We start from the raw sequence: 19,587 nt of genomic DNA, 5'->3' as shown, positions 1-19,587 counted from the left end.
CGTCCTGTCAGGCCGCGCGCAGCGCCACTTTCGGAAAGTCCACCGGCACGTCGAACGCCACGTTGACGTAGTTGGTGAACAGATTCAGCGCCACGTGCGCCAACAGCTCGACGATCTGGCTGTCGTCGAAACCGCCCTGGCGCAACGCGGCGATGTCGGCGTCGCGCAACTGGCCGCGGTCGCGCACCAGCTTCAACGCGAAATCCAGCGCCGCCGCGGTCTGCGGGTCGTCGGCGCGGCCGGCTTGCGCGGCAGCCATCTGCTCGGCGCTGGCGCCGGCCTTCTTGCCCAACGCCGTATGCGCGGCCAGGCAGTATTCGCAGCGGTTGCTGTCGGCTACGGCCACGGCGACCTTCTCGCCCAGTTGCGCAGGCAGCACGCCGCCGCCCAGGGCGCCGAACGCGGCCCATATGCTTTGCAGGGCGGCGGGCGAGTTGGCCACCGCGCGGAACATGTTGGGCGTGGCGCCGAACGCGCCATGGATCTGGCGCAGGATGTCGCGGCTGGCAGCCGGGGCAGAGGTGGCATCGACAAGCGGAATGCGGGACATGAGGGGTTCCTTGGGGTTGAAGGGCCAGACCGGAATGGCTGCTGGCTGGAACCCAGTATTCCGCAATCCGCAGTAGCATTGGATACCTTTCGTCCACGAAACATACCTATTCGTCCATGCCCGCGCCACCCCTACCTGTCGACCGCCTGTCCGCCCTGCTGGAGCAGTTCCGTGCCCGCGCCCGGCTGTTCCACAGCGGTCCGATGTGCGGGCTGACCCGCTTTGCCCCCGAGACCGGCCGCGGTTTCCTGCACGTATTGCGGCGCGGCCAGATGGAAGTGCGGCACCCGGCGCGCGCGGGCCTGCCGCGGCGGCTGGCGCTGACCGAACCGACGCTGCTGTTCTACCCGCGCCCGGTGCGGCACGATTTCCACAACCCGCCACAGGACGGTTCCGACTTCACCTGCGCCACGCTGGATTTCGACGGCGGCGCGCGCAACCCGCTGGTACGCGCGCTGCCAGCGCTGATCGCGCTGCCGCTGGCCCGTGTGCACGGCCTGGAACAGGCGCTGGCGCTGCTGTTCGCCGAAACCGAATCCGTGCGCTGCGGCCAGCGCCTGCTGGCCGACAGGTTGTTTGAAGTGGTGCTGATCCAACTGCTGAGCTGGCTGATCGACCATCCCGCCGAAGCCGGCATCCAGGCCGGATTGATGACGGGCCTGGCCGACCCCAGGCTGGCCCGCGCCCTGGTCGCCATGCACCAGACGCCCGGCGCGCCCTGGAGCCTGTCCGACCTGGCCGGCCACGCCGGCATGTCGCGTAGCGCCTTTGCCGCGGCGTTCAAGGATGCCGTGGGGCAGCCGCCGGCCGATTACCTGGCCGACTGGCGCCTGGCGCTGGCTCAGTCGCGGCTGCGCGACGGCCGCCCGGTCAAGGCGATTGCCGCGGAACTGGGCTACGCCAATGCCTCGGCCCTGTCGCGGGCATTCAGCCGAAAACTGGGCGCCTCGCCGCGTGCGTGGCTGGATTCAGTGGTTCCCGAGTGAGGGTTCGCCAGGGCTGGCGGCAACGATGCCGGGGGCCTACTATCTGCGCTTTCCTTTCTTGCGGCCCGTCATGCGCCTACCCATCGCCCTGGCATTGCTCTGTACGCTGGCCACCGTGCCGGCCTGGTCGGCCGAACCGCCTGCCCTGGTCGAAAATTCTCTGGGCATGACCTTCGTGCATGTGCCCGCCGGCACATTCCAGATGGGCAGCGACGAAACGCCCGAGGCCCTCGCGCGCGACTTCCCGCAGTACCCGAAAGAACGCATCGCCCAGCTGTTCGACGAAGCCCCGGTGCACACGGTGCGCATCACCCGTCCGTTCTACCTTGAACGCACCGAGGTCACCGTGGGCCAGTTCCGCCGCTTCATCGAGGCGTCCGGCTATGTGCCCGAATCCGAGGCCGACGGCACTGGCGGCTACGGCTACAACGCCGCCTACGACCCCGACAAGACCGAACGCGGCGACGCCTTCGAAGGGCGCGACACGCGCTATTCGTGGCGTAATCCCGGCTTTGCCCAAACGGATGAGCACCCCGTGGTCAACGTCAGCTGGAACGATGCCACCGCCCTGGCCCGCTGGCTCAGCCAGCAGGAAGGCCGCGTCTACCGCCTGCCCACCGAAGCCGAATGGGAATACGCCGCGCGGGCCGGCGGCCGTACCCGCTATCAACACGGCGACGATCCCGCCGGCCTGCCTGGCGTGGCCAATACCTTCGACGCGGACGCGGCGCCGCTGTGGCCCAAGTGGCAGGCCTTCGCGGCCACGCGCAGCGACGGCCACACCTTCACCGCGCCGGTCGCCACCTACGCCCCAAACGCCTTCGGCCTGTACGACATGCACGGCAATGCCTGGGAATGGGTAGCCGACTGGTACGGCGAAGACTATTACGCCCACTCGCCCCAGGACGACCCCCAAGGCCCGGCCAGCGGCAATGTGCGGGTGCGCCGCGGCGGCTCATGGCACACCTGGGCGCTGTACGTGCGGTCGGCCTACCGCAACTGGAATACGCCCGAAACACGCTATCCGCTGGTGGGTTTTCGCCTGTTGCGCGAAACCGACTGATGCCCGCGCTGCGAGCGCACCGGGGGGCCGTGACAACAGCCGCCAGCGTATAGCGGTTAGCATAGCCGCACATACCACTACAAAGAGAGTCCTGACATGCATTCGCTGGGCCGTCTCGTCCTGCTCGTCAACGATTACGACACCGCCATTTCTTTCTACCAGGACAAGCTGGGCATGGAGGTGTTCGTCGACATGGCCGTGGGCCAGCAACGCTTCGTGCACCTGCGGCTACCCGAACAGCCCTCGGTGGGCGTGTGGCTGTTGCAGGCCCAGACCCAGGCGCAACGCGACCGTGTGGGCGACCAGACCGGCGGCCAGCCGGTAGGCGTGTTCTACACCGACGACGTCGTGCGCGACCATGCCCGCTTCGCCGCCCGGGGCGTGCGGTTCACGCGCGAACCGGTGCACGACAATTTCGCCGTGTATGCGCACTTCATCGACCTGTACGGCAATGAGTTCGTGCTGGTGCAGTTGAAGAAGTAGGCGCCCATCTGGCGCGGATCGTCGCCGCCTTCTCTGCGCAGGTTGGCCGCTGTCCAACCCCTTCAGGCCTTGTCGCGTTCGACCAGGCCTTTTTCGTTTTCGATCACGCGCTTGGCGCCCTTGCCGGCAATGCGCGCTTCGACCCGCCGCAACACGGCCAGCACGAACAGCGCCATCAAGGTGCTGGCCACGGCCGTGGCCTCGCGGCCCATGCCCGCGGCCACGCCGATGGCCGCCGTCATCCAGATGCTGGCCGACGTGGTCAGGCCGCGGATCTCGCGTTCATTGCTGAGCTTGATGATCGCGCCCGCGCCCAGGAAACCGATGCCGGCGATGACGCCCTGCAACACCCGGCTCAGGTCGCCCACCTGCATGCCGTTCTGCAGCGGCACCAGCACGAAGATCGCCGCGCCCAGCGCCACCAGCATGTGGGTGCGCAAGCCGGCCGCCTTGCCGCTGCGCTCGCGCTCATAGCCCAGCAGACCGCCCAGGATGACCGCCATGCCCAGGCGCAACACGATGCGCGTGGCTTCGCCGACATCCGGGATATCGGCGAATTCGCTGCGCAAGGTGGTCCAGACTTCCAACCAGATTTCCGACATCGCCGTCTCCGGGCAAGGGGGTGAACGCTGAATGGCGCGGCAAGGGGCATCGCAGTGCCGGCCGGAACCAGCATAGCAGCGACAAGGATCTGGCCCTATAGGGGCGCCACCCAGGCCGCGTCCGTCCGCAACTGTTCCCAATGCAGCCCATGCTTGGCCAGGTACTTGCGCAGGCGATCCGCATCGTTGACCACGCTGCGTTCGGTGCGGGACGCCTGGAACAGCCGGCGGCCGGCGTCCGACAGGTTGCGGGCCTGCACGCAGACCTGCAGCACCGCTTGCAGTTGCAGCTGGTCAAACAGATCCATGGCGTCGACGCGCGCATCGCCCAGCAAGGCGCGCAGGTCCGGCGCAGCCGGCGTGGCCGGTGCGTCCTGCCCGTCGCGTTGCCACAGCCAGCGCAGCCGGGAAATCTCGGCCGCGACCAAATCCAGGCTGATGCGTCCGCCTTCGGCCAGCGTGGCCAGCCGTGCGATGCTGGACGAAAGATCGCGGAAGTTGCCGCGCCAGGGAGCATCCGAACTTTGCGCGAAGGCCAGGTAGGCCTGGCGGGCCTCGACGTTGAAACGCGCGGCCCGGTGATGCTCGGTGGCGTAGGCCGCCAGCAGGTGGTCGATGTTGGGTTCGATGTCTTCGGCCCGCGCGGCCAGGCCGGGCAGGTCATAGGTCCACATATTGATGCGGGCGTACAGGTCTTCGCGAAAGCGCCCCGCCGCGACCTCGCGCCGCAGGTCGCGGTTGGTGCCGGCGATCAGCTGGAAGTCGCTTTCGACCTCACGGTCAGCCCCCACGGGGTAGAAGCGGCGCTCTTCGATGGCCTTGAGCAGCATGGCCTGTTCGTCCACGCCCAATTCGCCGATTTCGTCCAGGAACAGCACGCCCTCGTGGGCGGTGCGCAGCAGGCCCGCGCGGTCCGCAGCCGCGCCGGTGTAGGCGCCCTTCTTGTGGCCGAACAAGGCCGCCGCGGCCGTGTCGCCCCGCAGGGTGGCGCAGTTGACCTCGACAAACGGCCCGGCGATATGGTGCCGGGCCTTTTTCAGTTCGAACATGCGGCGCGCCAGGAACGACTTGCCTGCGCCGGTGGGCCCGGCCAGCAGGATGGGCGCGCGCGAGCGCAAGGCCACGCGCTCGATCTCGGTGATGAGCGCATTGAACTTGGCGTTGCGCGTGGCGATGCCGCGTTTCAGGAAGTCGACCGCATCGCGCTGCTCGTCGGCAAAGCGCTGGGCGATCACGTCATAGCGCGACAGGTCCAGGTCGATCAGCGCCAGGTCGCCCGGCTGGCCCGGGCGCTGCCGCCGCGGCGGCGCCGTCTGCACCAGCACGCCGGGCAACACGCGCGATTCCACCAGCAGAAACTGACAGATCTGCGCCACGTGCGTGCCGGTGGTGATGTGGGCCCAGTATTCTTCGCGCTCGACGTCAAACGGATAGGCCCGCGCCCACTGGTACAGGCAGTGGTAGACCTCGCCGAAGTCCCAGGGGTCGACCAGCGCGACTTCGATCAGGTTGACGACGGTTTCCGGCGACACGGCCGCGATGTCGGCCTGGATCAGCTCGGCCAGCCGGCGGTGGCGGGCCGTGTACAGCAGTTCCATGCGGGCAATGACCCGGTCCTCGTGCTGGGTAAGCGCGACGGTGGGACGCCATTTTTCCCAACGGGCCGGCCCCGCCCCGGAATCGAGCTGCGTGCCGATGAACCCCACGACCACGATCGATTTCATTTTCTATATTTCTAGCTATATTTATAAGTTATCAGGATTCTAGACAGTCACCCCGCCGCAGGCAACCCCGCCGCAACACACATCAATCCCTTTCACATCAAAGGCTTGCAAGATTCATGCAGGCTATTTTCAAAAGCTGGCACGACGATTGCATAGATAGAAGCAGGCGGCGCGCAAGGCCCGCCGCCCCTCACTATGCAATGGAGAAGAACATGACGTACAAGCTGCACCAAGGCGCCCAGGGCGTTCCCGTGAAGATGTGGACCGAGGGCGTGCCGGTCGAGGCCGAAGCCCTCCAGCAACTGGAAAACGCCGCCCGCCTGCCCATCATCTACAAGCACATCGCGGCCATGCCGGACGTGCACTACGGCATCGGCGCCACGGTGGGTTCGGTGATCCCGACCATCAAGGCCGTGATTCCGGCCGCCGTGGGCGTGGACATCGGCTGCGGCATGATGGCGTGCAAGACCACGCTGCACGCCAACGACCTGCCGGACAACCTGGGCCCGCTGCGCGCGGCCATCGAGAAAGCCGTGCCGCACGGCATCTCGCCGCGCCGCGGCGGCCGCGACCAGGGGTCGTGGGAAACACCGCCCGATGAAACCGATATCGCCTGGCGCGCCCTGTCGCCCGAATTCGAGGCGCTGTGCCAGGACTACCCGCGCCTGCGCAACACCAACAACTACAAGCACCTGGGCACGCTGGGCACCGGCAACCACTTCATCGAGGTGTGCCTGGACGAAGCGGGGACGGTGTGGTTCATGCTGCACTCGGGGTCGCGCGGCGTCGGCAACGCCATCGGCACGATGTTCATCGAGCTGGCCAAGAAAGACGCCGAACAGCACCAGCGCAACCTGCCCGACCAGGACCTGGCGTACTTCGAGGAAGGCTCGAAGTACTTCGGCGACTATGTGCGCGCGGTGGGCTGGGCCCAGAAGTTCGCGCGCGCCAACCGTGAAGTGATGATGCATCGCCTGGTGGGCGCGGTGCGCTCGGTGATCAGCAAGCCGTTCGAGGCGCACATGGAAGCGGTGAACTGCCACCACAACTATGTCAGCCGCGAAACCCACTTCGGCGAAGAGGTGCTGCTGACCCGCAAGGGCGCGGTGAGCGCCAAGGCGGGCGAGCTGGGCATCATTCCGGGCAGCATGGGCGCCAAGAGCTACATCGTGCGCGGCAAGGGCAACCCGGAAAGCTTCATGAGCTGCAGCCACGGCGCCGGCCGCAAGATGAGCCGCACCAAGGCCAAGAAGCTGTACACGGTAGCCGACCAGGTGGCCGCGACCGAAGGCGTGGAATGCCGCAAGGACGCCAACGTGATCGACGAAATCCCGATGGCGTACAAGGACATCGACGCCGTGATGCAGGCGCAGCAGGACCTGGTGGAAGTGGTCTACACCCTGAAGCAGATCGTGTGCGTGAAGGGTTGAAAAAAACGGGGCTGAACCCGCCCGGTTGAACAAGACGTTGAACAAGAAGAATGGCAATGATTGAACTGGATGGTTCCGAAGGAGAAGGCGGCGGGCAGGTGCTGCGCACCGCGCTCGCGCTTTCCATGATTACCGGCATGCCGCTGCGCATCGAGCGCATCCGCGCCAAGCGTGCCAAGCCCGGCCTGATGCGCCAGCATCTGGCCTGCGTGCAGGCGGCGATGCAGATCAGCGGCGCCGAGTGCGAAGGCGCGGAACTCGGCTCGCAACAGCTGCGCTTCACGCCGGGCCCGATACGCGCGGGCGATTACCGCTACGCGATCGCCAGCGCCGGCAGCTGCATGCTGGTGTTGCAGACCGTGCTGCCGGCGCTGCTGCGGGCCGACGGCCCCAGCCGCCTGGAACTGCAGGGCGGCACGCATAACCCGCTGGCGCCGTCGTTCGATTTCCTGGCGCACGCCTATGCGCCGCTGGCGCGCAAGCTGGGCGCTGGGCTGGCGCTGGACCTGCGCCGCCGCGGCTTCTACCCGGCCGGTGGCGGCATGGTGATGGCCGAGATCACGCCTGCGGCAGGCGGTCTCGCGCCGGTGAATATCGCGCAGCGCGGCGCGGCGCAAAGCCTGTCCGCGGAATGCATCGTGGCGGGCCTGCCACGCGCCATTGCGCGGCGCGAACTGGACGTGCTGGCCGAGCAACTGAACTGGACGCAAGACCAGCTGCTGGTCGCCGCCTCGCACCAGAACGAAGGCCCTGGCAACGCGCTGACCGCGACGCTGGCGTACACCGACGTAACCGAGGTGTTCACCGCGTACGGCGCCAAGGGCGTCAACGCGGAAATGGTGGCTGGCACGCTGGCGCGCGAGGTCGGCGCGTATCTCGCCAGCAATGCGGCGCTGGGGCCGCACCTGGCCGACCAATGGCTGTTGCTGCTGGCGCTGGCGGTGCACGACAGCGGCCAACCGGCGCATTTCACCTGCACCGAGATCACGGGGCATACCAGCACGAATGCGTCGGTGATCGAACGCTTCCTGCCCGTGGCCATCCGCCATGCCGCGCAGGCGGGCGGGCATCGCGTCGATATTGCGCCGGCCTGAATGCCGGTGCAGACGGCATCCTGAATGCCGGCAGGCAGTTGCCTGGCAGCGGCCACGGCTGTTCCGGCAACAACATCTGGTTTACAACAGCGCTGTACGACACCGGGTTGCCCGGGGTCGATTTCCCACCGCGCCCCGGCATGTCGTCCGCGGACGCGACCGCGAGGAGCTTCGGATGGATTTGCAGCTGCAAGGCAAGCGCGTGCTGGTGACAGGCGCATCCAAGGGTATCGGCCTGGCCTGCGCCACGGTTTTTGCGCGCGAAGGCGCCGAGCCGATATTGGTCGCGCGCGACGCCGCGGCGCTGCAGGCTGCGGCCCAGGCGATCCAGGCGCAGACGGGCAAGGTGGTACGCACGCTGGCGCTGGACCTGGCCCAGGCGGGCGCCGCCGCGCGGGTGCTGGATGAGGCCGGCGCCGTGGACATCCTGGTCAACAACGCCGGCGCGGTGCCGGGCGGCGCGCTGGACCAGGTGGCCGATGACCGCTGGCGCGCAGGCTGGGAACTGAAGGTGCACGGCTACATCGACCTGGCCCGCCACTACTACCCGCTGATGCGGCAGGCCGGCGCGGGCGTCATCGCCAACGTCATCGGCATGGCCGGGTCGGCCCCGCGCGCCGACTACATCTGCGGCGCGGCCGCCAATGCCTCGCTGATCGCCTTCACGCGTGCCCTGGGCGGCGATGCGCCGCGCCACGGCGTGCGCGTGTTCGGCGTGAATCCGTCGCGCACCCGCACCGACCGCGTGCTGACGCTGGCCAAACAGCGGGCGCAAGCCCGCTGGGGAGATGAATCGCGCTGGGAAGAAACCTTGTCCGACCTGCCCTTCGGCCGCCTGATGCAAGCCGAGGAAGTGGCCGACATGGTGGTGTTCGGCGCATCGCCCCGGGCGGGGTATCTCAGCGGCACGGTCATCGACCTGGATGGCGGCGAGCAGTACGCCCGCTGATCCCGGCGGGCAGATCGATGGCCTGGACGGCGGCGCCACCCTGAGCGGGCGGGCTGCCGGATTTCACCCGGCGCGTCAGCGCGCCGCGGCCCAGCCGGCCAAGAGGGCCGGCAATTGCTTCATGTCGGTGAACACATGCGCCACGCCCACGCTGCGCAGGGCCTCGGGGCTGCTGTGGCCGTTGGCGTCCGGGCTATAGCCGAATACCGTCGCACCCGCCGCCACGCCGGCCGTGGCGCCGGTGACGGTGTCTTCGACCACCGCGCAGCGCGTCGGGTCCACGCCCAATGCGCTGGCGGCTGCCAGGTAGACGTCGGGAAACGGCTTGCTGCGCGGCATTTCATGGCCACTGAAGACTCGCTCGCCAAAGCAGTCGGCGATGCCGACCTTGGCCAGCTGCAATTCGACCTTGCGGCGGTCGGCACCCGAGGCGACGGCGATGCGGCCATCCAGCGCCTGGTGCAGGGCCCGCACCGCGTCCGGCGCGCCGGGAATTTCAAGCAGTTCGCGGTCCAGCGCGCCGTTACGGCGTTCGCGGAACTGCGCGAACCAGTCGGGCGACAAGGCCACGCCGGTCTTCGATTGAATCAGGGGTAGCTCGTCACGCACGGCCTTGCCGGTGAAGATGCGGGTGGCCTCTTCGAACGTGATCGCCCAACCCAGCTCGTTGAGCATGTCGGTCAGGACGCGGGCGGTGATGGGCTCGGAATCGACCAGCACGCCGTCGCAGTCGAACAGCACGGCGTCAAAAGGAAAATCAGTCATTGCGGGCAGCAGGGAAAAGGGTCCGGGAAGCCCTAGAGCATACTGCACCGCAGCAGACGGCCGCGATGGCAAGCACCGGAGTGCCAATTCCGGCGCGGGCCGCTATGCTGTCCTTCCCCTGCCACAGCCCGTCGTCCATGACGCCTCAGAAACCCACCCCCGCTGCCTCGCCGCCCAAGCCTGCCCGCCGACCTGCCCGCCTATCCGCCCGCAAAACGCCCGCAGCCGTTGCCGCCGCGGCGCCCCCGATGCCGCCGCCGCCTACCGCCCTGTACAGGCGTGCCGCCAAACATCTGGCTGCCCTGGACGACGACTGGGCCCGCCACGTCGCCGCCATCGGCCCGTGCCGCCACGAATCGCGGCCGGCGCGCGACCCTTACGAAGCCCTCGTGCGCGCCATCGCCTATCAGCAACTGCATGCGCGTGCCGGCGACGCGATCCTGGGGCGATTCCTGGCGCTGTATCCCGGCCGGGCGTTTCCGCCGCCCGCCAGGCTGCTGGGCACCGACCCGCAGGCCCAGCGCGACTGCGGCTTTTCGGCCTCCAAACTGGCTACCATCCGCGGCATCGCCCAGGCGGCGCTGGACGGCGTCATTCCCGGCCGCGACGAAGCGCTGGCGATGACGGACGATGCGCTGGTCGAACGCCTGGTGGCGCTGCGCGGCGTGGGCCGCTGGACGGTAGAGATGCTGCTGATCTACACGCTGGAACGCATGGACATCCTGCCGGTGGATGACTACGGCGTGCGCGAGGGCTATCGCCGCCTGAAACGGCTGGACAAGGCGCCCTCGCCCGCGCAGATGCGCACGATCGGCGAGGCCTTCAGCCCCTATCGCACCATCGCGGCGTGGTATCTGTGGCGCATGCCGGCAACGCCGACGGAGGCCGCATGAGCGCGATGGCTCAGGGCCTGGACCGCTACGACTGGGCACGCATCGAACAGGCGCTGGAAGCCGAAGGCTGGGCACTATTGCCCGCGCTGTTTACGCCAGCCCAGGCACGGGAATTAGCGCAGCGGCTCGACGACCCAAAGGGCAACGACAAGGCCGGCGGCCTCCACCGCTTACCTACCCCCGCCGGGCAAGGCGAACGCGCCTCGCTTGATGCGCCCTTGCCCACGGCGCTGGCAGGATTGCAGGCGGCGCTGCACGCGCGGCTTGAATCACTGGCGCAGACCTGGGCGCAGCGGCTGGGGCGCGACACGCACAGCCTGCCGCCGGCGCTGCCGAACCCCGCCGTGATCCACCGCCTGCGCGAAGGCGATTCCCATCCCTTGGAATACGACGCCGATGAATCGGCCTTTCCGCTGCGGCTGGTCGCCCTGCTGACCGCCCCGGGCCACGACTTCACGGGCGGCGAATTCGTCATGACCGAGCAACGCCCCCGCCAGCAATCGCGCCCCCTGGTGCTGCCGCTGGCCCTGGGCGACGCCGCCCTGATCACCGCCGCGCACCGCCCCATTCGCGGCGCGCAGGGCGACTACCGCGCGACCTTGCGCCACGCCATCAGCCGCGTGCGCAGCGGGGTGCGGGTGGGGCTGGAATTGGACCTCAATTCTCCGCCGTGATATGCCCGTCTGCCACGACCTTGGCGAACACGGCGGTCTGGGCCTGGATGAAATCGCGGAACGCGTCCGGCGTCATCGGCTGCACCTCGCCGCCCAGTTCGCGCAGGCTGGCCACCAGTTTTTCATCGCGCAGGCAGCGGTCGATGGCGGCGGCCAGTTGCTGGCGCACCGCGACGGGCGTGGCGGCCGGCACGAAAATGCCGAACCAGTTTTCCAGCGCGTAATCCTTGAGCGGTGCATATTCGGCCACGGCGGGAATGTCGGGCGCGAACGAGGCCCGCTTGGCCGACGTGACGGCCAGCGGCTTGACCTTGCCGCTCTTGATGAACGGCAGCGCGCCCGCCAGGCTCACGAAGGTCAGGTCGACACTGCCCGCGGCCACGTCCACCAGCTGCGCCGAGGCGCCCTTGTACGGCACGTGAACCATCTTGATGCCGGCCAGCGATTGCAGCAGTTCGCCGTTCAGGTGCTGAGGGTTGCCAACGCCGCTGGTGGCGTAGGTCAGGCGGTCCGGGTTGGCGCGGCCATAGGCCACCAGCTCCTGCACCGTGGCCACCGGCAGCTTGGGGCTGGCTACCAGCACGTTGGGCACGCGCGCCACCAGCGCAATCGGCGCCAGGTCGCGTTCGGGCTGGTATTGCATCTTGGCCTTGAACACCAGCGGATTGATGGCGGTTTCGCCTGCCGAGCCCAGCAGCAAGGTCGTGCCGTCGGGCGCTGAGCGCACCACCGTCTGCGCGCCCAGCATGCCGCTGGCGCCCGGCTTGTTCTCCACCACCACGCCCTGCGGCAGTTCGGCCCGCAGGCGTTCGGCCAGCAGGCGGCCCATGCCATCGACGCCGCCACCCGCGGCGAATGGCACGATCAGGGTGATGGGCCGGCCGCTGCCGACGCCTGGTGCGGCGGTGTCGGCGGCATGCAGCGGCGCAACGGCCGCCACGGTCAGGGCCGCGCTGGCGGCAAGGGTGCGGATGAAGGACATGTCTGTCTCCTGGGTGGCCTGCGTCGTGGCGGCCGGGTTTTTCCTTAATTGCATTTTATGCACTCAATATGCAAAACTGGCAGCTATGGAAAACACCAATGCTTCGCCGCGCCGCACCGGTTTCACGCTGGACGGCGTGGCCTATACCCATATCGATTCAGCCGCGACGGTCGGCCCCGACTACCACCGCCTGCCGGTGGTGCTGCGGCTGCTGCTGGAAAACGCGCTGCGCAACATGCAGGGCGTTGAGCGCGACGAGGCCGTGGCCGCGCTGATGGCCTGGCTGGCGCGCGGCACCAGCGAAGCCGAGATCGCGTTCCAGCCCGGCCGCGTGCTGATGCACGACACCACCAGCACGCCCGCGCTGGTCGACATCGCCGCCATGCGCGATGCGCTGGACGAGGCCGGGGTCGACCCGCGAGTGCTCAACCCGGTGCTGCCGGTGGACGTATCGGTGGATCATTCCCTGGCCGTGCAGGCCTATGCGCAGCCCGATGCGGCCACGCAGAACCTGGCGCTGGAACTGCGCCGCAATGCCGAGCGCTACCGCTTCCTGCGCTGGGCCTCGAAGGCCTTGTCGAACGTGCGCATCCACCCGCCCGGCACCGGCATCATGCACACCATCAACCTGGAGCAACTGGCCACCGTCGTGTGCCATGACGCCGGCGTGCTGCACCCGGACATGATGATCGGCACCGACAGCCACACGCCGATGATCAACGGCATCGGCGTGCTGGGCTGGGGTGTGGGCGGGCTGGAGGCGCAGACGGTGATGTTCGGCATGCCGACCCTGCTGCGCATTCCCGACGTGATCGGCGTACGCCTGACCGGGAAGCTGGACCCTGGCGTCACCGCCACCGACCTGGCGCTGACGGTGACGCAGCGCCTGCGCGCCATCCAGGTGTCGGGCGAATTCGTCGAATTCTTCGGCCCGGGCGTTGCGACGCTATCGGCCGGCAGCCGCTGCGTGGTCGCCAACATGGCGCCCGAGTACGGCGCCACCACCGGCTATTTCCCCATCGACGGCGCCACGCTGGACTACCTGCGCCAGACCGGCCGCGACGAGGCCCACATCGCGCGGGTGGGCGCCTACGCCGAAAGCGCCGGTATCGCGCTGGACCCGGCGGCCCACCCCCGCTATACCCGCGAGATCGAGATCGCACTGGACCAGGTGCAGATGCATGTGGCCGGCCCCAAGCGGCCGCAGGACCTGCACCCGTACCGCCAGACGCGCGAGATCCTGGCCGCGCTGGAGTTCCAACCGCAAGGCGCGCCGCAATCCGCGTCGTCAGCCGATCGCGCATCCACGCCGCCCGCCAATCCCGCATCCGCCCCAGCCCCCGCGCTGCCGCGCCACGCCATCGCCATCGCCGCCATCACCAGCTGCACCAACACCTCTGACCCGCGCCTGTTGATCGCCGCCGGCCTGTTGGCGCGCAAGGCCCGCCGCGCCGGGCTGACGGTGCCGGCCTGGGTCAAGACGTCGTTGGGCCCCGGCTCGCCCGCGGCTGCCGACTACCTGGCGCGCGCCGGCCTGGTGGACGACCTGGCCGCCGTGGGCTTTGACATCGTCGGCTACGGCTGCACCACCTGTATCGGCAACTCGGGCCCGCTGCCCCAGGCTGTGCAGGACGCCATGGCTGCCGGCGCCATCCACCCGGTGGCCGTGCTGTCCGGCAACCGCAATTTCACCGGCCGCATCCATCCCGACCTGGACCTGGGTTTTCTGATGTCGCCGCCGCTGGTCATCGCCTTTGCGCTGGCCGGCGATGCCGAACGCGATCTGTCGCGCGAACCGGTGCAGGTCGCACCCGACGGCCACGCCGTGTACCTGCGCGACCTGTGGCCCGACGACGCCGAGATCGACGCCGCGCTGGCGCAGGGCCTGCGGGCCGACGACTTTGCCCGCGCATTCCGGATAGCCAGCGCCAACCCGGAATGGCAGGCGCTGCAATCGCCGGACACACCGCGCTTTCCTTGGGACCCGGCATCGACCGCGCTGCGCCGCCCGCCCTTTGCCGCCGCCGGCCCCGCCAGCCAGTTGGGCCGCTACGCTGCCTGGCCGCTGCTGGTGCTGGGCGACGACGTCACCACCGACCACCTGTCGCCCGCCAGCGCGATTCCGCCGGACAGCCCGATCGCCGATTTCCTGGTCGCGCAAGGCGACGACCGCGACGACCTGAACGTGTTCGCCTCGCGCCGCGGCAACTGGGAAGTGATGATGCGCGCGGCCTTCTACAGCAAGAGCCTGGCCAACCTGCTGTGCCCCGGCGCCCCGGCAGGCCATACGCTGCACGCCCCCAGCGGCCGCCTCGAACCCATCTGGGAAGCCGCCGACCGCTATCGGCGCGACGGCGACGCGGTGGTGCTGCTGGCCGGCGAACGTTTCGGCACCGGCTCGTCGCGCGACTGGGCCGCCAAGGGCCAGCGGCTGCTGGGCATCCGCGCGGTGCTGGCAGTGAGCTTTGAACGCATCCACCGCTCGAACCTGATCGGCATGGGCATCCTGCCCCTGCGCCTGCCCGCGGGCGTCACGCCGCAGACCCTGAATATCCAGCCCGGCGACCGCATCGACATCGACTGCCCCGCCGACACCCTGGCGCCGCGTCAGGCCGTCGCGGTACGCGTGCTGCGCGCCGATGGCCGTCAGGAACCGCTGACCGCCACGGCCGCCGTGGAAACCCAATTGGAACTGCGTCTGTTGCGAATGGGCGGGGTGATTCCCGCTATCCTAGCGGATACCCTCGGCGCCCATGGACAGGCGCCGGCCGAACCGGGCCCAGGCAGCTGAGGCCCCCGCAACCCGGGCCATCCCATGAGCGCGCAGACCAACACCGTAAGCAAGATCCTGGAGCTGATCCGGCAAGACCGCCTGCCCGGCGGCGCCCATCTCACGGCGCAGAAACTGGCGGATCGCCTGCGCCTGTCGCGCTCGCCGGTCAATGACGCGCTGGGCATCCTGGAACAGCACGGCATCGTGGCGCGCAAACCCAACCGCGGCTACTTCCTGCTGCATGCCTATGACGCCCTGGCACAGGCGCCGATGGACCTGGCCCCGCCCGCCGCCGACGACATCGTCACGCAGCGCTATTTCCAGCTGGCCGACGAGCTGCTGCGGGGTGAACTGCCCATGCAGTGCAGCGAGGCGCTGCTGCGCAGCCGCTACGCGCTGACCCAGGCGCAGACCCAGGCCTTGCTGGCGCGCGTGGCGCAGGAAGGCTGGGCGCAGCGGCGCCCGGGCTACGGCTGGGAATTCTCGTCCATGATGACCACGCCTGACAGCCTGTTGCAGTCGTACCGGCTGCGCCTGGCGCTGGAGCCCGCGGCGTTGCTGGAGCCTGGCTTTCGCATCGACAAGCCGGTGCTGGAACGCTGCCGCGCCGCCGAACGCCACCTGCTGGACGGCGGCATCGCCACCGACACGGCCGACCAGCTGCACGACCGCGGCGTGCGCTTTCATGAGTCGCTGGTCGAGGCCTCGGGCAATCCGTTTTTCATCGACACCATCAAGCGCGTCAACCGCGTGCGCCGGCTGCTGTCGTACCGCTCGATGCAGGACCGCAGCCGCTACAAGCAGCACTGCGACCAGCACCTGGAAATTCTCGACCTGCTCGAACGCGAGCGCAACGAAGAGGCCGCCCAGGCGCTGGCCGCCCACCTGCGCAGCACGCTCGACAACCTGACCCGCATCAGCGGCATCCTCGCTTCGTAGGGCCTGCCTGGCATGGCCTTTTTCTTGTCTTACCGGAACAGGCCCTGGCCATGCACGTCTACATCGGTTCCCGCACCACCCGCGAACGCCATGCGCGCGGCGATGGCATCAGCGTCTTCGACTATGCGCCGGACACCGGCGCGCTGACGCCCACGCAGGTCGTTGGCGACCTGGTCAACCCGTCGTACCTGCTGCCGCACCCGTCGCTGCCCGTGCTGTACGCGGTGCACGGCGACCGCCGCGAGGTCAGCACGCTGCTGCGCGATGCGCGCAGCGGCCGGCTGACGCGTTGGCGCAGCCAGTCGTGCGACGGCCTGAACCCCGTGCACCTGGCGCTGGCGCCCTCGGGCCGCTACCTGATGGTGTCCAACCACCTGAGCGGCACGCTGGCCGTGCTGCCCGTGGCCGCCGACGGCAGCCTGGAGCCGGTTGCGCAGCAGATCGCCATGCCGGGCGAGCCGGGGCCGCACCGCAAGGAGCAGCCCCACGCCAAGCCGCATTACAACCTGGTGGACCCGACCGGACGTTACGTGATGGTGCCCGACAAGGGCCTGGACCGCGTGTTCCTGCATGCCTTGCACGACGACCGCGTGGGCGATCCGGCGATTCATGCCGCCACTGCGCGCGAAGGGGCTGGCCCGCGGCACGCGGTGTTTCATCCCTCGGCGCCGTGGGCCTATGTCATCAACGAACTGGACAACACCGTGACGGCCTACGCATTGGACGAACAGGCGCTGCGCCCCTTCCAGGTATTGCCTTCATTGCCCGATACGTACACCGGCAACAGCCGCGCCGCGGGCATCGCGATCGACGCGCGCGGCCGCCACCTGTATGTGTCGAACCGGGGCGACGACAGCATCGCGGTGTTCAAGGTGAATGCGCAGACCGGGCGCCTGGCCCCGGCGCAGCACGCCGCCACGCACGGCAGCACGCCGCGCTTTTTCACGCTGGCCCCCGACGGCCGCTTCCTCTTCGCGCTGAACGAAGACAGCGATACGCTGGAACGTTTCCGCGTGCATCCCGACGACGGTACGCTCGCCCATGACGGCGGCACACAGCCGGTCGGCAGCCCTGTCTGCATGGTGTTCGCGCCCAGATTGGCGTGAACACCATGGCGGGGTGCAGGGCGTCGAAAAACAGGGCCGGCCAGGCCCTGCACGCGCCTAGAAATCCATCGACGCCGACAGCATCAGCGTGCGCGGCACGCCTTGCGAAATCGTGCCGTACGACGCCACGCCGGACCAGTAGCCGCGATTGAACACGTTGACCACGTTGGCGCGCAGTGTCACGTCCTTGCCCTGGACCTTCGTCGCATAGCGCGCGCCCAGGTCGAAGGTGGTCCACGACGGCACCGATTGCGTGTTGGCCTGATTGACGTATTCCTTGCCGGTGTGAATCACGCCGCCCGTCACCGTCAGCCCCGCCACCCACGGCGTATCCCATTCGGCGCTCAGGTTCGCCATCACGGGCGGCACGCCCACCGGCTGGTTGCCCAGCACGGCGCGATTGCTGGAACGCGTCAATTCCGCGTCCAGCAGCGTCACGCCGCCCAACAGACGCAAGCCGCGCAGCGGCTCGCCCGACAGGTTCAGTTCCAGGCCGCGATTACGCTGCTCGCTGTCGGCAGCGTACACGTTGCCGGTCAACTGGCCGCTGGGCTTGGTGATCTCGAACGCGCTCAGGGTCAGCATGGCGCTGTCCAGGTCGACCTTGATGCCGACCTCTTTCTGCTTGGCCTTGTAAGGCTTGAACACCTGCCCCGCATTGCTGGCGGTAGCCGGCGCCACGTCGCCCTTGCTCAGGCCCTCGATGTAGTTGGCATACAGCGACACATTGCTCCACGGCTTGACCACCAGGCCGGCCAGCGGCGTGGTGGCGCTTTCGTCGTAGCTGAGCGTGCGCGCGCCGGTAGTGGCGTTGAAGTTGCGCGACTCGATGCGTTGCTGGCGCACGCCCAGCGTCAGTTGCGCGCGGTCGCCCAGGATGCTCATGGTGTCGGCCAGCGCGAAGCCGGTCAGGTCCGACGACGACACCTTGGGCAGGTTGGCGGGCGCGGGAATGAACTGCTCGGGCCGCGTCACGGGATGGTAGATGTTGGACGACAGCGGCGTGCCCTGCACGCTGGCCTGCAGGTTGCGGTCGCTGTACAGGCTGCCCATGAAACTGATGGCGTGGCGCACCGGCCCGGTGTCCAGCTTGGCGCGCAGGCCTGCGTTGTAGGTGCTGCGGTCGATCTGGAATTTGGAGTTGTTGGGCGTCACCAGCGTGTCGCCGGCCGCGTTGACGATGGTAGGCGTCTGGTCGGACAGGCGCGTCACGTACGTATCCGATCCCCCCGCGTCCGCGAACACGGTCAGGCGGTCGCTGATGTCGTATTCCACGCGCAAGAGCGCCGACTGGCCGTCGGACTTCCACCAGCCCCAGGGCTGGGTCGCATTGCGACGGCCATCCGGCGCATCGGGCACTTGCAGGCCCGAGGCCACCAGGAAGGGCCGCGTCGGCGCATCGACCTTTTCGTTCTGCATCAGCACGTCCAGCGACGCGCGCAGCCGCGTGCCCTGGTAGTCCAGCGACAAGGCGCCGATGTCCGTACGCGAATGCAGGTTATCCAGCGGCGTATCGCCCTGGCGGTGCATGGCGTTGACGCGCACGCCCCATTCGCCGTCATTGCCGAAACGCCGGCTCAGGTCCACACGGCCGCCGAACTGGGACGAGCCCACGTAGTCGGCCGACAGGCGCGTCAGGTCTTCGGGCAAGGCGCGCTTGGGCACCATGTTGATCACCCCACCCACGCCGCTGTTGGGCGACATGCCGTACAGCAGCGCCGCAGGGCCCTTCAATACTTCGACGCGTTCGATGTAGTCGGTGAACACGTGGTAGTTGGGCGCCACGCCATAAACGCCGTCGAAGGCGATCTCGCCCAGGTTGCCTTCGCCGATGGGAAAGCCGCGGATGTAGAACGAATCGGTCACGCCGCCGATCTGTCCGGTGAAGCGCACGGAAGAATCCACGTTCAGCGCATCGGCCAAGGTGACGGCCTGGCGGTTGGCCAGCAGGTCAGCCGTGTAGTTGGTGACGCTGAACGGCGTATCCATCACGTCCTGGTTGCCCAACAGGCCCAGCCGGCCGCCGCGCGCCACCTGGTTGCCGGCGTATTCGACGGGCAGGCCCGAGGGGCTCACGCCCGCCGCGGCCACGGTCACTGCGGGCAACGTCGTCACGCCGGCTTCCGGCGCCGGCAGCTTGCGCAGCGAATAGGCGCCGCCCCCTTGCTCGGCCAGCGCGTAGCCGGACCCGGCCAGCAGGCGTGCGAAGCCGTCGCGCACCGTATAGACGCCGTTCAGGCCGCTGCTGCGCTGCCCCGCCAGCACGGCCGGGTCGAACGACAGCGGCACGCCCGCCGCCGCGGCGAATTGCGCCAGCACGTCACCCAGCGGACCGGCGCCGATGGCGTAGGCCTTGCCGGCCGGGGCGCTGGCGGCATCGGCCGCGCGCACGGACGGCGCCGCGGTGGCTGCGAACAGCAACGCCACCCCCAGGCTGACGGCCCGCACCGCGCTCACCGCGGGCGATGGCGCGGCCGGGGTACGGTAAACGGACTGGGGATGCGAGCTTCGGGAAACCATGTGACGATCCTTCGTTAGGGGCTGGGCGTCGCGGCCGGGCCGCGATCATTCACC

17 protein-coding genes are annotated in these 19,587 nt (G+C 68.7%); 11 read left to right on the top strand and 6 right to left on the bottom strand.

Translation table 11 applies throughout. The features are described from left to right. Positions 1–7: 7 nt before the first annotated feature. Positions 8–550 (bottom strand): carboxymuconolactone decarboxylase family protein, encoded by a 543-nt coding sequence (locus AC3WMR_RS15710; RefSeq protein WP_492264278.1) that lies wholly within the window; start codon positions 548–550, stop codon positions 8–10. Positions 551–666: 116 nt separating this feature from the next. Here AC3WMR_RS15710 and AC3WMR_RS15705 point away from each other — a divergent pair, with 116 nt between their 5' ends. The 3 genes from AC3WMR_RS15705 (at position 667) to AC3WMR_RS15695 (ending at position 3,082) form a co-directional block, all read left to right on the top strand. Then, positions 667–1,536, top strand: coding sequence for an AraC family transcriptional regulator (locus AC3WMR_RS15705; protein WP_492264279.1), 870 nt, complete (start codon positions 667–669; stop codon positions 1,534–1,536). A 70-nt stretch (positions 1,537–1,606) separates the two neighbouring features. After that, positions 1,607–2,599 carry a formylglycine-generating enzyme family protein gene (locus AC3WMR_RS15700; protein WP_492264280.1) on the top strand — a complete coding sequence of 331 codons (993 nt, stop codon included), beginning with the start codon at positions 1,607–1,609 and terminating at the stop codon, positions 2,597–2,599. A 96-nt stretch (positions 2,600–2,695) separates the two neighbouring features. Continuing rightward, a complete protein-coding gene (locus AC3WMR_RS15695; protein ID WP_025139259.1) occupies positions 2,696–3,082 on the top strand; it encodes a VOC family protein in 387 nt (128 codons plus the stop codon). A gap of 62 nt (positions 3,083–3,144) precedes the next feature. Here the strand turns inward: AC3WMR_RS15695 and AC3WMR_RS15690 are convergent, their stop codons facing one another. Both AC3WMR_RS15690 and rtcR read right to left on the bottom strand, forming a co-directional pair. Then, positions 3,145–3,684 carry an MgtC/SapB family protein gene (locus AC3WMR_RS15690; protein WP_025139258.1) on the bottom strand — a complete coding sequence of 180 codons (540 nt, stop codon included), beginning with the start codon at positions 3,682–3,684 and terminating at the stop codon, positions 3,145–3,147. A gap of 95 nt (positions 3,685–3,779) precedes the next feature. Next, positions 3,780–5,408: an RNA repair transcriptional activator RtcR gene (gene rtcR / locus AC3WMR_RS15685; protein ID WP_492264281.1), complete on the bottom strand. Its 1,629-nt coding sequence runs from the start codon at positions 5,406–5,408 to the stop codon at positions 3,780–3,782. A 200-nt stretch (positions 5,409–5,608) separates the two neighbouring features. Between rtcR and AC3WMR_RS15680 the strand changes: the two genes are divergently transcribed. The 3 genes from AC3WMR_RS15680 to AC3WMR_RS15670 all read left to right on the top strand — a co-directional run bounded on the left by AC3WMR_RS15680 (position 5,609) and on the right by AC3WMR_RS15670 (position 8,881). Then, the gene (locus tag AC3WMR_RS15680) at positions 5,609–6,838 is read left to right on the top strand and encodes an RtcB family protein (protein ID WP_492264282.1); all 1,230 of its coding nucleotides are present in this window, start codon (positions 5,609–5,611) and stop codon (positions 6,836–6,838) included. 56 nt (positions 6,839–6,894) lie between these two features. Beyond that, complete coding sequence (gene rtcA, locus AC3WMR_RS15675; protein ID WP_492264283.1) at positions 6,895–7,932, top strand: RNA 3'-terminal phosphate cyclase; 1,038 nt, start codon at positions 6,895–6,897, stop codon at positions 7,930–7,932. Positions 7,933–8,107: 175 nt separating this feature from the next. Then, on the top strand, positions 8,108–8,881 hold the full coding sequence (locus tag AC3WMR_RS15670; RefSeq protein ID WP_492264284.1) for a short-chain dehydrogenase/reductase: 774 nt from the start codon (positions 8,108–8,110) through the stop codon (positions 8,879–8,881). A gap of 75 nt (positions 8,882–8,956) precedes the next feature. Here AC3WMR_RS15670 and AC3WMR_RS15665 read toward each other — a convergent pair whose 3' ends face one another. Further along, on the bottom strand, positions 8,957–9,646 hold the full coding sequence (locus AC3WMR_RS15665; protein WP_492264285.1) for an HAD family hydrolase: 690 nt from the start codon (positions 9,644–9,646) through the stop codon (positions 8,957–8,959). Positions 9,647–9,894: 248 nt separating this feature from the next. On the opposite strand from AC3WMR_RS15665, the gene AC3WMR_RS15660 reads away from it, so the two are divergent. Both AC3WMR_RS15660 and AC3WMR_RS15655 read left to right on the top strand, forming a co-directional pair. Then, on the top strand, positions 9,895–10,539 hold the full coding sequence (locus AC3WMR_RS15660) for a DNA-3-methyladenine glycosylase family protein (RefSeq protein ID WP_492264286.1): 645 nt from the start codon (positions 9,895–9,897) through the stop codon (positions 10,537–10,539). Then, positions 10,536–11,213, top strand: coding sequence for a 2OG-Fe(II) oxygenase (locus AC3WMR_RS15655; protein WP_492264287.1), 678 nt, complete (start codon positions 10,536–10,538; stop codon positions 11,211–11,213). Before AC3WMR_RS15660 ends, AC3WMR_RS15655 begins: the two co-directional genes overlap by 4 nt. Here the strand turns inward: AC3WMR_RS15655 and AC3WMR_RS15650 are convergent. Beyond that, positions 11,197–12,195 (bottom strand): Bug family tripartite tricarboxylate transporter substrate binding protein, encoded by a 999-nt coding sequence (locus AC3WMR_RS15650; protein ID WP_492264288.1) that lies wholly within the window; start codon positions 12,193–12,195, stop codon positions 11,197–11,199. The genes AC3WMR_RS15655 and AC3WMR_RS15650 overlap by 17 nt on opposite strands. Before the next feature lie 85 nt (positions 12,196–12,280). Between AC3WMR_RS15650 and acnA the strand changes: the two genes are divergently transcribed. Genes acnA through AC3WMR_RS15635 form a run of 3 tightly spaced genes read left to right on the top strand, consistent with a single transcriptional unit; the run spans position 12,281 to position 17,013 of the window. Further along, on the top strand, positions 12,281–14,986 hold the full coding sequence (gene acnA, locus AC3WMR_RS15645; protein WP_492264289.1) for an aconitate hydratase AcnA: 2,706 nt from the start codon (positions 12,281–12,283) through the stop codon (positions 14,984–14,986). A gap of 24 nt (positions 14,987–15,010) precedes the next feature. Next, a complete protein-coding gene (locus AC3WMR_RS15640; RefSeq protein WP_492264290.1) occupies positions 15,011–15,907 on the top strand; it encodes a GntR family transcriptional regulator in 897 nt (298 codons plus the stop codon). A 50-nt stretch (positions 15,908–15,957) separates the two neighbouring features. Continuing rightward, positions 15,958–17,013, top strand: a complete 1,056-nt coding sequence (locus tag AC3WMR_RS15635) for a lactonase family protein (RefSeq protein WP_492264291.1) — start codon at positions 15,958–15,960, stop codon at positions 17,011–17,013. Positions 17,014–17,070: 57 nt separating this feature from the next. Here AC3WMR_RS15635 and AC3WMR_RS15630 read toward each other — a convergent pair whose 3' ends face one another. Beyond that, positions 17,071–19,533 (bottom strand): TonB-dependent siderophore receptor, encoded by a 2,463-nt coding sequence (locus tag AC3WMR_RS15630; RefSeq protein WP_492264292.1) that lies wholly within the window; start codon positions 19,531–19,533, stop codon positions 17,071–17,073. Positions 19,534–19,587 lie beyond the last annotated feature (54 nt).

Source organism: Achromobacter sp. FW305-C-28 (assembly GCF_058783235.1).
Note: the sequence above shows the minus strand (reverse complement) of the source record. Positions and strands in the feature narration are given on the sequence as shown.